Annotated in this window: 13 protein-coding genes and 1 pseudogene; 8 read left to right on the forward strand and 6 right to left on the reverse strand. The window is 59.3% G+C overall.

All coding sequences use genetic code 11. The features are described 5' to 3' along the window. Window positions 1–3 precede the first annotated feature (3 nt). From Q1M54_RS09800 to Q1M54_RS09825, 6 genes and pseudogenes are all read left to right on the forward strand, one after another. Window positions 4–1179, forward strand: a complete 1176-nt coding sequence (locus Q1M54_RS09800) for a Wzz/FepE/Etk N-terminal domain-containing protein (protein WP_300556736.1) — start codon at window positions 4–6, stop codon at window positions 1177–1179. Between the two features lie 23 nt (window positions 1180–1202). Continuing rightward, window positions 1203–1493: a sugar phosphate nucleotidyltransferase gene (locus tag Q1M54_RS09805; RefSeq protein ID WP_366146254.1), complete on the forward strand. Its 291-nt coding sequence runs from the start codon at window positions 1203–1205 to the stop codon at window positions 1491–1493. Further along, window positions 1450–1836, forward strand: a pseudogene (locus tag Q1M54_RS09810) (polysaccharide biosynthesis protein); the annotation flags it as partial. The gene Q1M54_RS09805 and the pseudogene Q1M54_RS09810, both read left to right, overlap by 44 nt. A gap of 116 nt (window positions 1837–1952) precedes the next feature. Next, entirely contained in the window at window positions 1953–2204 is a 252-nt protein-coding gene (locus Q1M54_RS09815) for a hypothetical protein (RefSeq protein ID WP_300556739.1), read from the forward strand. A gap of 9 nt (window positions 2205–2213) precedes the next feature. Further along, window positions 2214–2615 (forward strand): type II toxin-antitoxin system VapC family toxin, encoded by a 402-nt coding sequence (locus tag Q1M54_RS09820; RefSeq protein WP_300556741.1) that lies wholly within the window; start codon window positions 2214–2216, stop codon window positions 2613–2615. A 121-nt stretch (window positions 2616–2736) separates the two neighbouring features. Beyond that, window positions 2737–3498 (forward strand): YdcF family protein, encoded by a 762-nt coding sequence (locus tag Q1M54_RS09825; protein ID WP_300556743.1) that lies wholly within the window; start codon window positions 2737–2739, stop codon window positions 3496–3498. 68 nt (window positions 3499–3566) lie between these two features. Here the strand turns inward: Q1M54_RS09825 and Q1M54_RS09830 are convergent, their stop codons facing one another. Continuing rightward, window positions 3567–5195, reverse strand: a complete 1629-nt coding sequence (locus Q1M54_RS09830; protein ID WP_300556745.1) for a peptide chain release factor 3 — start codon at window positions 5193–5195, stop codon at window positions 3567–3569. 116 nt (window positions 5196–5311) lie between these two features. Then, window positions 5312–6775: a glucose-6-phosphate dehydrogenase gene (zwf, locus tag Q1M54_RS09835; protein WP_300556747.1), complete on the reverse strand. Its 1464-nt coding sequence runs from the start codon at window positions 6773–6775 to the stop codon at window positions 5312–5314. An 82-nt stretch (window positions 6776–6857) separates the two neighbouring features. On the opposite strand from zwf, the gene tal reads away from it, so the two are divergent. Together tal and pgi are read left to right on the forward strand one after the other, a co-directional pair. Further along, window positions 6858–7805 carry a transaldolase gene (gene tal, locus Q1M54_RS09840; RefSeq protein ID WP_300556749.1) on the forward strand — a complete coding sequence of 316 codons (948 nt, stop codon included), beginning with the start codon at window positions 6858–6860 and terminating at the stop codon, window positions 7803–7805. Between the two features lies 1 nt (window position 7806). Beyond that, window positions 7807–9339, forward strand: coding sequence for a glucose-6-phosphate isomerase (gene pgi, locus Q1M54_RS09845; protein WP_300556751.1), 1533 nt, complete (start codon window positions 7807–7809; stop codon window positions 9337–9339). On the opposite strand, the gene Q1M54_RS09850 is transcribed toward pgi, so the two are convergent. The 4 genes from Q1M54_RS09850 to groES all read right to left on the reverse strand — a co-directional run bounded on the left by Q1M54_RS09850 (window position 9340) and on the right by groES (window position 12963). Then, the gene (locus Q1M54_RS09850) at window positions 9340–10329 is read right to left on the reverse strand and encodes a plastocyanin/azurin family copper-binding protein (protein ID WP_300556753.1); all 990 of its coding nucleotides are present in this window, start codon (window positions 10327–10329) and stop codon (window positions 9340–9342) included. 92 nt (window positions 10330–10421) lie between these two features. Beyond that, window positions 10422–10793, reverse strand: coding sequence for a hypothetical protein (locus tag Q1M54_RS09855; RefSeq protein ID WP_300556755.1), 372 nt, complete (start codon window positions 10791–10793; stop codon window positions 10422–10424). 143 nt (window positions 10794–10936) lie between these two features. After that, complete coding sequence (gene groL / locus Q1M54_RS09860; RefSeq protein ID WP_019426306.1) at window positions 10937–12589, reverse strand: chaperonin GroEL; 1653 nt, start codon at window positions 12587–12589, stop codon at window positions 10937–10939. Between the two features lie 86 nt (window positions 12590–12675). Further along, the gene (gene groES, locus Q1M54_RS09865) at window positions 12676–12963 is read right to left on the reverse strand and encodes a co-chaperone GroES (protein ID WP_019426307.1); all 288 of its coding nucleotides are present in this window, start codon (window positions 12961–12963) and stop codon (window positions 12676–12678) included. Window positions 12964–13077: the final 114 nt, after the last annotated feature.

Here is a 13077-nt window from a genome sequence, read left to right on the forward strand (position 1 = left end):
CGCATGACCGACAACACACACATCCCCGACACCGCAGAAGACGACGAAATCAGCCTGCTTGACTTGCTGCAAACCATCGTCGACAACCTGCGCCTGCTGATCATCGGCCCGCTGGTGGTGGGCCTGGCCGCATTGGGCATTAGCTTTGCCGTGCCCCCCACCTTCACAGCCACCGTCAAATTCCTCCCCCCCCAACAACAGCAAAGCGCCGCCGCCAGCATGCTGGCCAGCCTGGGCGGGCTGGGTGGTTTGGCCGGGGCGGCTGCGGGCCTCAAAAGCCCGGCTGACCAATACATGGCCTTCATGAAAAGCAACAGCGTGCAAGACGCGCTGATCGAGCGCTTCAAGCTGCAAGAGCGTTATGAAGAAAAGTTCAAAGACGATACCCGAAAAGAATTGACCGAAAACACCCGCGCCTCCAGCGGCAAAGACGGCATCATCACAGTGCAGATTGACGACAAAGACCCCAAGTTTGCGGCCGACCTGGCCAACGCCCATGTGGACGAGCTGCAAAAACTGCTGGCCCGCTTGGCCGTGACCGAGGCTCAGCAACGCCGTGCCTTCTTTGAAAAGCAGCTCAGCCAAGTCAAAGAAAAATTCACCGAGGCAGAGCAAGCCCTGCGCGCCACGGGCGTGAGCAGCAGCGTGCTCAAATCCAACCCCACATCGGCACTGGCCGCCGTGGCGGGACTCAAGGCCCAAGTCACAGCGCAAGAAGTCAAAGTGGGCGCCATGCGCGGCTATTTGGCCGAGACTGCGCCCGACTTCAAACAAGCCATGACCGAGCTGGCCAACCTGCGCGCCCAACTGGCCAAACAAGAAAAAGACGAACCCGCCACAGCAGCCGGGCAGGGCGACTACGTGGCCAAGTTCCGCGAATTCAAATACCAAGAAACACTGTTCGAACTCTTTGCCCGCCAGTTTGAAATGGCCAAGGTGGACGAATCGCGCGAAGGCGCCGTCATCCAGGTGCTCGACGCTGCCCAGCCGCCCGAGCGCAAGAGCAAACCCAAGAAGGCCCTGATCGCCATCATCGCCACCCTGGCCGCTGGCTTTGCTTTGCTTCTTTTCGTATTCATCCGCCAAGCCCTGCGTAACGCCAGCCAAGACAGCGAATCCGCACAAAAGATGGCCGCCCTTAAAGCCAGCTGGCGCAAAGCCGTGGGCAGAGCTGCCTGACTCCTGCCAAACTCGACCAACCCATGATTCAAGTTACACCTGTCATCCTTTGCGGCGGATCCGGCACGCGTTTGTGGCCACTGTCTCGCACGGGTTTCCCCAAACAGTTTATGTGCCTCACGGGCAACGAAAGTCTGTTTCAGCAAGCCGCCCAGCGCTTGGCTGGATTGGGCCAAGACGGTATTCAAGTCTCAGCGCCATTCATCGTCAGTGGTGAAGAACATCGCTTCTTGGCCGCTGAGCAATTGCGCGAAGCGGGCATTCAACTCGGGGCAGCCCGTCAAGATCATCGACCTGGCCCGCCGCATGGTTGAGCTGTCGGGACTGACGGTGCGCGATGAGCTGAACCCCAGTGGAGACATTGAGCTGGTCGTGACCGGCCTGCGCCCCGGAGAAAAGCTTTACGAAGAGCTGCTGATTGGCGACAACCCCAAGCCGACCCAGCACCCACGCATCATGAAAGCGCACGAGCAGTACCTGAGCTGGCCCCAGCTGGAAGGCAAGCTCAACGCACTCAAAATCGCCATGAGCGTGAACGACGTCCCGGTCATCCGCGGCCAACTGCAAGAGCTGGTGTCAGGCTACCAACCCAGCGGCGAAGTGGTCGACTGGGTGCACATGGCCCAGGAGCGCGAAGCGCTGGCGAATGGCGCTTAATTTTTAATTGGGGTCAGATCCCGATTATTTTGCAACAAAGGAGCCTTGGGCTCCTTTGTTGATTTTATTCATTGATTTAATGTAATATCTCGTATGCATATGACATGGAGGATGGGATGACGATCACCGCACGGGTATTCATGAGTGGGCGCAGCCAAGCTTTGCGTTGGCCTGCGAAGTTGCGCTTACAGGCGCAAGAGGTCAGGTTGGAGCAGATTGGCAGCGACATTTGGTTGCACCCCGAAATGCCCCCTGAAAAAGACATGGGGCGTTGGTTGCAGCAGTTTTACGCCACGGCAGAAGCTTTGCCTTCTGATTACCTAGCGGACCGTCTGGATGTGCCAGCCCAAGAGCGTGATTGGTCTTGAGATCTTGAGATGCGACGCACTCTGGACACCAACATTTGCAGCTATATTTTGCGGCGACACCCCCTGAACATGATTGAGCGGTTTGCAACGCTGGATCGTGAGCAATTGTGGTTGTCGGCCATCGTTGCAGCTGAATTGCGTTTTGGTGCCAGCAAATTGGGCGTGCCACGGTTTCAGTCTGCGGTCGAGGCTTGGTTGGCGGGATTTGATGTGCGTCCTTGGCCCTTGAACGCAACCCACCACTACGCTCAAATCCGAGCTTCACTCGAGCGTTCAGGTAAGCCTATTGGGGGTATGGATTTAATGATCGCAGCTCACGTTTTGGCAGAAGACAGTGTGCTGATCACCAACAATGCCAGGGAGTTTCACCGCGTGCCTGGCTTGGCAGTGGAAGAGTGGGCGATGGATTGACCCAAGTCGTTAAATTTAATTGGGGTCAGACCCCAATTGTTTGAACTAAACCGCCTTCGGGCGGTTTTTGTTTTTGGGGCTGGCAAAGAGGTACTGAGTAGATCAGGAGATACTTGTCGTTATGTTTCTCATCTCTAAATTGCTCTCCGCCATCACCCAGCCCATGTTTTGGCTGGCGCTGTGGTGGGCGTTCGCGCTGCTCATACTGCTGCGTTGGCGCAAGCTGGCGATGGCCATGCTGTGGAGCGGCTTGGTGATGTTGGGGCTGTTGGGCTTTGCAGCTGCGCCCCACGCGTTGTTGCGCTCGCTGGAAAACCGCTACCCCGCGCCGACGGCTGAGGCAGTGGGTCGGCATGTGGGCGTGATTGTGCTGGGTGGTGCCACAGAGCACCCCGGCATTTACCAGGCGCATGGCCAGGTGCCGCTGGGCGAAGCGGCCGAGCGCATGTCGGTGCCGGTGGGGCTGCTGCGTCAGCACCCGAAGTTGCAACTGGTGTTTTCGGGTGGTGAAGGGCGGCTGCTGGCCACGGGCGTGAGTGAGGCCGAATTGGCCAAAACTTTTTACCAGCAGCAGGGCGTGGACATGGGCCGCGTGGTGCTGGAAGGCGGCTCGCGCACCACCCGCGAAAACGCGCAACAAGTGGCGGCGTTGCTGGGCGAGCGATGCCGCCAGACGTGGTTGTTGGTGACCTCGGCCTGGCACATGCCCCGCTCTGTGCCCGAGTTCGAGGCAGTGGGTTGCCAGGTCACGCCCTACCCGGTGGACTTCAGAACAGGCGATACCACGCCCTGGACCGAGTATTCATTGGCGCGCAGCCTGCTGCTGTGGCAAACCGCTTTGCACGAGTGGCTGGGGTTGTGGGTGTATGAAGTGACGAGGTGAGAATTATTCGGGGTCAGACCCCAATTCACGGGGTCAGACCCCAATTCACACCTTAATTCCTTGCCACTTCAGCCTGCCGACCCCAAAGCCAGACCCGCGTGCTCGCGCAGGGGGTGAAAGTGGATCTTGGGAAAGCGCTCTTGCGCCAAGCGCACGTCGTAGGGGCTGGTGCACAAATAAGCCAGGGTGCCTGCCGCATCCAGGGACATGCGCTGCGGGTAGGCGTTGGTGAACTCGCGCAGCTCGGCCGGTGTGTCTGCGGTAATCCAGCGGGCGCCTGTGTACTGGCAGCCCTCTAACCTCACGTCGCAGTCGTATTCGGCTTTGAGGCGGTGTTGCACCACTTCAAACTGCAACTGGCCTACCGCACCCAGCAACATGGGGCCGCCGATTTCAGGTTTGAAGACCTGAATCGCGCCTTCTTCGCCCAGTTGGTCCAGGCCTTGTTGCAGCTGTTTGGTGCGGAGCGGATTTTTCAAAATCACCGTCATGAAAAGTTCGGGCGCAAAAAACGGCAGGCCCGTGAACAGCAGGTTGGCTCCGTCGGTGATGGTGTCGCCCAGCTGCACACCGCCGTGGGTGGTGAAGCCGATGATGTCGCCCGCATAGGCCTCGTCCACCGCCTCGCGGCGTTGGCTCAAAAAGGTGACCACGCTGGTGGGGCGCAGTTCTTTGGCGGTGCGTTGCACCTTGAGCTTCATGCCTGGGGTGTATTTGCCAGACGCCATGCGCACAAAGGCGATGCGGTCGCGGTGGTTGGCGTCCATGTTGGCTTGCACCTTGAACACCACGCCCGAAAATGCGCTGTCTTCGGGCTGGATTTCTTTGACCACGGGTTGCTTGTTCACCAACACCGAGCTGGTGCGGGGGCGGGGTGGCGGTGCCAGGTCGACCAGTGCGTCCAGCACTTCCATCACGCCGAAGTTGTTCACGCCAGAGCCAAAGAACACGGGGGTTTGTTTGCCCGCCAGAAAGGCTGCTTCGTCAAAGGCGGGCGATGCGCCGGTGGCCAGTTCCATGCTGTCCATGGCCGTCTGCCATTCCATGCCAAAGCGCTCGGCCAATTGGCCTTGCTCGGTGATCGGGATGGTTTCAAAGTCTTGCGGCAGGCGTTCAGAGCCAGAGTCAAACACCGTCATGGCTTGCGTGCGCAGGTTGATGATGCCGCCAAACGATTTGCCTTGGCCCACAGGCCAGGTCATGGGCACGCAGGGCATGCCCAGCTCGCGCTCGACTTCGTCGAGGATGTCGAGAGGGTCGCGCACTTCGCGGTCCATCTTGTTCACAAAGGTGATGATGGGCGTGTCGCGCTGGCGGCAGACCTCGATCAGGCGACGGGTTTGGGCTTCGACACCGTTGGCCGCGTCAATGACCATGAGCGCCGAGTCCACCGCAGTCAGCACGCGGTAGGTGTCTTCACTGAAGTCTTTGTGGCCGGGCGTGTCCAGCAGGTTGATGACGTGCTCGCGGTAGAGCATTTGCATCACGGACGAGGCCACCGAGATGCCGCGTTGCTTTTCGATTTCCATCCAGTCGCTGGTGGCGTGGCGCGAGGCCTTGCGGGCCTTGACCGAGCCGGCGATCTGGATCGCGCCGGAGAACAGCAAGAGCTTTTCGGTCAGCGTGGTTTTACCGGCGTCGGGGTGCGAAATGATGGCAAACGTCCGGCGGCGCCGGGTTTCGTGGGCGTAGGTCACAAGGGGTCCTGAAGATCGTGCAGGCCAAGCCCGTTGGAGGGTTGGCGAAAGGGGAGATTTTACCGGGGTGCCTGTGTGGCGAGGCGAGGTGCAGCACCAGACCTCTTGAGTCGGCCTTAGGCTTCTTCGGACCAGCAAAAGCCGTCGCGCGCGATCATGGCGCTGGACGCGCTGGGGCCCCAGCTGCCTGCGGCATAAGGGCGGGGCCCGATGGTGTCGTTTTTCCAGTGTTGCAAGATGGGTTCAACCCAACGCCAGGCTTCTTCCTGTTCGTCGCTGCGCACAAACAGGTTCAGTCGGCCGTCGAGCACATCGAGCAGAAGGCGTTCGTAGGCGCCTACGCGCTGGCTGCCAAAGCGTTTGTCAAAGTCCAGATCGAGGTGCACTGGGCTGAGGGTGGCGCTGCCGCTGCCTTGGCCGCGCTTGCTTTGGCCTTGGGCGAAAAGGTGAAGCTCCAGCCCGTCTTTGGGTTGCAGGTGAATGACCAGTTTGTTGGCCTGGCCCATGGGGCTCTTGAAGATTTCGTGGGGTGTGGGCCTGAAGTTGATCTCGATGTGTGCTTCCCGACCAGCCATGCGCTTGCCCGTCCGGATGTAAAACGGGACGCCTGCCCAACGCCAGTTGGCAATTTCGGTGCGCAGAGCGACAAAGGTTTCGGTGTTGCTTTGTTGGCCTACACCTGGCTCATCGCAGTAGCCTGACACAGCTTGGCCTTCGACGTTGCCTGCGCTGTATTGACCTCGGACGACGTGTTGGCCCAAGGTTTCGGGTGTCCAGCGCTTCAGGGCCCTGAGCACTTTGAGTTTTTCGTCGCGAATCGCATCGGCATGCGCGTTGATGGGCGGCTCCATGGCAATGGCGCACAGCAGTTGCAGAGCGTGGTTTTGCACCATGTCGCGTAAGGCCCCGGTGCCGTCGTAAAAACCGCCGCGTTTTTCCACGCCCAGCTCTTCGGCGATGGTGATCTGGATGTTGGCGATGTGTTCGCGCCGCCACAGGGGCTCGAACAAAGCGTTGCCAAAGCGCATGGCAAACAGGTTTTGGACTGCTGGCTTGCCCAAGTAGTGGTCGATGCGAAAGATCTGTTGTTCTTTGAAGGCCAACCCCACCGCATGGTTGATGGCCCGGTTGGAGGCCAGGTCGTGGCCCAGCGGCTTTTCCAGCACGATGCGGGTTTGGGGCGTGTTCAGGCCGTGGGCGGCAAGTTGCTCGCACACGGTGGTGAACAGGTTGGGTGCAGTGGACAAATACATGACCACGTTGTCGGTCTCGCGCTCGGCCAAGCGGGCAGACAGCGCTGCGTAGGCTGAGGGCTGCGACAAGTCCATGCGCACATAGCAAAGCAGGCTGGCAAATTGGGCAAATTCTTCGGCTTGAGGGCGTTTGTCGCCATCCACCCGCTCAAAGCGCGATTGGATGTGTTGGCGGTATTGCGCGTCACTCAGGTCGTCGCGCCCCACGCCGATGATGCGGCCCCCTTCGGGCAGGCTGCCGTGGCGAAAGGCCTGAAACAGGGCCGGCATGAGTTTGCGCCAGACCAAATCGCCTGTGCCGCCAAAGAAAACCAGATCAAACGCCATGGGGTCTTGGATCGCATTGCTTCAAAGGCGTCAATGTAACTGGTTTCGGAGATAATTCGATTCAGTTTTCACAACGATCGCCATGAACCAACTCGATGCCCTCAAGCAGCTCACCACCGTGGTCGCGGACACTGGGGACTTTAAGCAGTTGGCCCAGTTTCAACCGCAAGACGCGACGACCAATCCGTCTTTGATCTTGAAGGCGGTGCAAAAACCCGATTACGCGCCCTTGTTGGCTGAGGTTGTGGCTGCGCACAGGGGCCAGCCACTCGATGTGGTGATGGACCACCTGTTGGTGCGCTTTGGCTGTGAGATTTTGCAAACCATTCCCGGCCGTGTGTCCACCGAGGTCGATGCACGCCTGAGCTTTGACGCCGACGCCACCGTGGCGCGGGCCCGTCGCATCATGGCGCTCTATGAGGCGCAAGGCATTGATCGTCAGCGGGTGTTGATCAAGATCGCCTCGACCTGGGAAGGCATTCAGGCAGCAGCCACGCTGGAGCGCGAGGGCATCCGCTGCAACTTGACGCTGCTGTTTGCGTTTTGCCAAGCGGTGGCTTGTGGCCAAGCCCGTGTGCAGTTGATTTCGCCGTTTGTGGGCCGTATTTACGATTGGCATAAAAAGACCGCAGGCGCTGCTTGGGACGAAACGGCCATGTCCGGCGTCAACGACCCTGGCGTTCAGTCGGTTCGGGCCATCTTCAACCACTACAAAAGACATGGCATGGCCACCGAAGTCATGGGCGCGTCGTTTCGAAGTGTTGGTCAGATCACCGCTTTGGCGGGTTGCGATTTGTTGACCATCAGCCCCGAGCTGTTGGCGCAACTGGCGGCCAGCGATGCGCCTTTGGGTTTGGCACTCGACGCCAAAGCCGCGCAGTCTATGGATTTGCCCGTTGTGAACTACGGCGAAGCTGCGTTCCGTTTGGCGTTGAATGAAGACGCCATGGCCACCGAAAAGCTGGCCGAAGGCATTCGCGCTTTTTGCGCCGATGCGGTCAAGCTTGAAGTGTTGATGCAAAAGGCCTGAGATGCGCTGCGACCAGACCCCCGCCTGGAAGGCGTTGCAAGAGCACGCGCAAACCTTTGCGGGTTTTGACTTGCGCACGGCCTTTGCGCAAGACCCTGAGCGCTTTCAGGTGCTTAGCCAGACTGCGCCCTATGTGTTCGCCGATCTGTCGAAAAACCACACCGATGCTGCGACAGAGGCCTTGCTGATTGAATTGGCCCGCCAAACCGGCCTGGTTGCGCACCGCGATGCGATGTTCCGGGGTGAGCACATCAACACCACCGAAGACCGCGCTGTGATGCACTGGCTGCTGCGCCAACCCGAAGGCAGTTTGCAAGGTGCTTTGGCCGAACCGCTGGCGCTGGTGCATGGCACCTTGAAGGCCATGTTGGCCTATGCCGAGCAGGTGCGCGCCGATGCGCAGATCACCGATGTGGTGAATATTGGCATCGGGGGGTCTGACTTGGGGCCACAAATGGCGGTCTTGGCGCTGCAAGATTTTGTGATTCCAGGCAAGCGGTTTCACTTTGTGTCCAATGTGGATGGCCACGAGTTGACGGGCGTGCTCAAGGGTCTGAAGCCCGATAACACGTTGTTTGTGGTGGCTTCCAAAACGTTCACGACTTTGGACACGATGACCAACGCCCATTCGGCGCTGGCATGGTTCAAGGCGCAAGGTGGTCTGGATGTGGCCCGTCATTTTGTGGCCTTGACCAGCAACGTGTCGGCGGCAGCCGACTTTGGCGCCACCACCACCTTTGGTTTTTGGGATTGGGTGGGTGGGCGTTATTCGATGTGGTCGGCCATTGGCTTGCCTGTTGCCATCGCCATTGGGTCTGCAGGTTTCAAAGATCTGCTGGCCGGTGCCCACGCCATGGACCAGCACTTTTTGGCGACGCCCCTTGAGGCCAATTTGCCTGTGCGCTTGGGGCTGCTGGACGTTTGGTACCGCAACTTTATGCACTACACCAGCCGCTCCATCGCCCCTTATCACAGTGGCTTGCGGCGTTGGCCGGCTTTTTTGCAGCAGCTGGAAATGGAGAGCAACGGCAAGCGGGTAGACCGCAACGGGCAGGCTTTGACGCATGGCACCTCGCCTGTGCTGTGGGGCGAACAGGGCACCAATGGGCAACACGCGTTTTTTCAGATGCTGCACCAGGGCACCGACGTGGTGCCTCTGGAAATTGTGGCGTTTAAAAACCCGGCACACCCATTGCTGGAACACCATGCTTTGACTCTGGCCAATGCGTTGGCGCAGGCACAGGCGCTGATGTGCGGCAAAGCCGACACAGGCGGCCATAAGCACTTTGAGGGCAACCGGCCCAGCACGTTCTTGCTGCTGGATGAGCTCACGCCTGCCAGTTTGGGGGCGCTGACGGCTTTGCAAGAGCACCGCGTGTTCGTGAGCGGTTCGGTCTGGGGCATCAACAGCTTTGACCAATGGGGCGTTGAGCTGGGCAAGGTGTTGGCTCAAGATATTCGTGCCCGCATGACCTCGGGCGACGGGGCAGGCCTGGATGCTTCCACCGCAGGCCTGCTGGGGCGTTTGCGCTGATCAGTGTTTGTGGGTGCTGTGGTCGTGAGCCGGGTTCTTGGCTTTGGCCGGGGAGGGTGAGGCCGCACCGCTGGTCACCTTGACTTGGCCGCGCATGCCGGCTTCGTAGTGCCCCGGAATCAGGCAAGCCATTTGCAAGCTGCCAGCTTTGGGGAACGTCACCACCAACTCACCCGTTTGCCCTGCGGCCACCGTGATGGCAGCACCTGTGCCGTGGTGGTGGTCGGGGCCATGCGCTTTGCCTTGAGCGGCATCGCGTTTCATGGCTTCGGCGTGTTCGCGAATGTCCTCGTCAAGGCCCAGCACCATCTCGTGCTCAAGCTTGCCGGCGTTGTGCACCACAAAGCGGATGGTTTCACCCGCTTTCACCTCAATTTGGCTGGGCGTGAAGCGCATTTGGTCGTCCATGCGCACTTCGATGCTGCGGCTGACGACTTGGGCCACGGGTTCGTTGCTGTGCGCATCGTCAGGTGAAGCGCCATGATCGGCGCTAACCCCGTGGCTGTGCCCATGACCGGTGGCGGCCCATTCGGGGTGGTGCTTCAACCATTGCCAGGCACCCCAGCTGCCAGCGCTCGTCAGGGCGCCCAGCACCAAAACGTAAACGCTGGCGGCGCGAGTCCAGTTGCGTGGTGCACTGAGCCCCAAGGCCAGGACCGACACAAAAAAGCCCAGCGGCACCACCCAAGCGCTGCGTTCGGGCGAATCCGGGAAATGCTGCAAACCGCCCGTAAAAAAGCCCAACCCAATCGACAGCAAGCTGCCGATGGCCAGGGTCTTCATCAAGCCCGAACGCGGGGTGTCATCGTTGGCAGGCTGCCAGCGGTGTTCAAGCCAAGCCCCCAGCACAAACAAAACCATGCCGACCAAGGCGGTCCACAAAGAGCGTTCGCCACTGAAAAAACCGTGGTTGACGGCCCCCGAAATGAAGCTGATGCCCGAGTACTTGAGCAGCATCGCGCCGTGGTGTTGTTGAAAATTAGAAGTCATGTGTGCATCCTTACGCGAGGCTTTGCCCGCGCTCAAAAAACCATCAGCCGCGCATGGCCTGAGCCATCGCGGAACCTGTGAGGGAACAGGTGTCAGGCCTTGGGGGGACGCAGAGCGGGCAACCAGCTGGCGCTGTGCCAGGGAGCCACTTGCCGAGCAGGTGGCTGGGTAGGTGCGGCCTGCACGCCTAAACCCGCCCAGCTGCCCCAGGCCAACGGGCAGCAGTGGTGACAGTCGGCATGTGCGGTGCAGTGGGTGCTGTCGGGCGTGCTGTCAAGGCTGTTGTCAGCGTCATCAGCAGCCATGTGGTGCTGGGCATGGGCGCCGTGGTGCTGTTCTTGTTGCGGGGCGGTGCCCTCTGGCTTGGCCCATCCGGGCGAAGCGAAGGCGGTCAAGCCCATGGCCAAAGCCAGGCTCAACTTGAGCAGCCACGAACCCATCAAGCACCATGAACAAAAACGCATGCGCACATCTTATAGGCACAAGCGAAATCCACCGTGCAGATGCAAAAAAGCCCTGCAAGGCTTTCACCTTGCGGGGCTTTGTTTTTGGCCGGGTGAGGGCGCAAACCCTCAGTCCGGACAGCGGGGCAATTACATGCCCAAGCTTACATGCCCATGCCGCCCATACCACCCATGCCGCCCATGTCAGGCATGCCGCCGCCGCCAGCGCCGGACTCGTCCTTCGGGGCTTCGGAGATCATGCACTCTGTGGTCAACATCAAAGAGGCCACAGACGCTGCGTTTTGCAATGCAGTGCGTGTCACTTTGGTGGGGTCCAAGATGCCCATTTCGATCATGTCGCCGTAGGTGTCGTTGGCCGCGTTGAAGCCAAAGTTGCCTTTGCCAGCCATGACTGCGTTAACGACCACCGATGGCTCGCCGCCAGCGTTGTAAACGATTTCGCGCAAAGGCGCTTCGATGGCTTTGAGCACCAGCTTGATGCCGGCGTCTTGGTCAGCGTTGTCTCCTTTGATGGTGCCAGCAGCCTGACGTGCACGCAGCAATGCCACGCCGCCGCCAGCCACGATGCCTTCTTCCACAGCAGCGCGGGTGGCGTGCAGGGCGTCTTCAACGCGGGCTTTCTTTTCTTTCATCTCGACTTCGGTGGCAGCGCCAACCTTGATCACGGCCACACCGCCAGCCAACTTGGCCACGCGCTCTTGCAGCTTCTCGCGGTCGTAATCAGATGTGGCTTCTTCGATTTGCACGCGCACTTGCTTGACGCGGGCTTCGATGTCGATCGCAGCGCCAGCGCCGTCGATGATGATGGTGTTTTCCTTGCCCACTTCGATGCGCTTGGCTTGACCCAGATCTGCCAAAGTCACTTTTTCGAGCGTCAGGCCGACTTCTTCAGCGATCACTTTGCCGCCGGTCAGGATGGCGATGTCTTCCAACATGGCTTTGCGACGGTCACCAAAGCCTGGAGCCTTGACGGCGACAACCTTCAAGATGCCACGGATGGTGTTGACCACCAAAGTAGCCAAGGCTTCGCCTTCGACTTCTTCGGCAATGATCAACAAAGGACGGCCAGCTTTGGCAACGGCTTCCAGTGTGGGCAGCAGATCGCGGATGTTGCTGATCTTTTTGTCGAACAACAACACAAAGGGGTTGTCCAGCAAAGCGGCTTGCTTTTCGGGGTTGTTGATGAAGTAAGGCGACAGGTAGCCGCGGTCAAACTGCATGCCTTCGACGATGTCGAGTTCGTTGTCCAAAGACTTGCCGTCTTCGACAGTGATCACGCCTTCTTTGCCCACTTTGTCCATGGCTTTGGCAATGATGTCGCCGATGCTGTGGTCGCTGTTGGCAGAGATCGAACCGACTTGGGCGATTTCTTTGGTGGTGGTGGTGGCCTTGGTGGCCTTCTTCAGCTCTTCGATCAGGGCAGTCACTGCCTTGTCGATGCCGCGCTTCAGATCCATCGGGTTCATGCCGGCGGCCACGTACTTCATGCCTTCGCGCACGATGGCTTGGGCCAGCACGGTGGCGGTTGTTGTGCCGTCACCTGCGTTGTCAGAAGTCTTGGAAGCGACTTCCTTGACCATCTGCGCGCCCATGTTTTGCAGTTTGTCTTTGAGTTCGATTTCCTTGGCCACGGACACACCGTCCTTGGTCACGGTGGGGGCGCCGAAAGAACGCTCCAGAACCACGTTGCGACCCTTAGGGCCCAAAGTCACTTTGACCGCGTTGGCCAAAATGTTCACGCCTTCAACCATGCGTGCGCGGGCTTCGCCGCCGAAAATTACGTCTTTTGCTGCCATTTTGATAGCTCCTGAATTAAATTGATTTGATCAGTTGAGGACAGAGCGAACGGGCGCATCGCGCATCGTTCGCTCTGTCCCGCAAGTTATTCGACTACTGCGAACAGGTCTTCTTCTTTCATGACCAACAGCTCGTCGCCACCGACCTTGACGGTCTGGCCGCTGTACTTGCCGAACAACACGCGGTCGCCGACTTTGACGCTCAGGGCTTTGGTCTCGCCTTTGTCATTGGTTTTGCCGGGGCCAACGGCCAAGACTTCGCCTTGATCTGGCTTTTCTGCAGCCGAATCGGGAATCACGATGCCCGAGGCTGTTTTGGTTTCGCTTTCGATACGCTTGACGATCACGCGATCGCCCAAAGGACGCAGTTTCATGGAATCTCCTGAATTGAAACAAGGGTTGAAAAACAAAAGCACCTGTTTGGGTGCTGCTGAAATCTGAAGGGCGTGTGATTGTTAGCACTCATCCCTATCGAGTGCTAATGATAA

It is taken from the genome of Limnohabitans sp. Rim8 (assembly GCF_943326455.1).
Lineage (GTDB): Bacteria > Pseudomonadota > Gammaproteobacteria > Burkholderiales > Burkholderiaceae_C > Limnohabitans_A.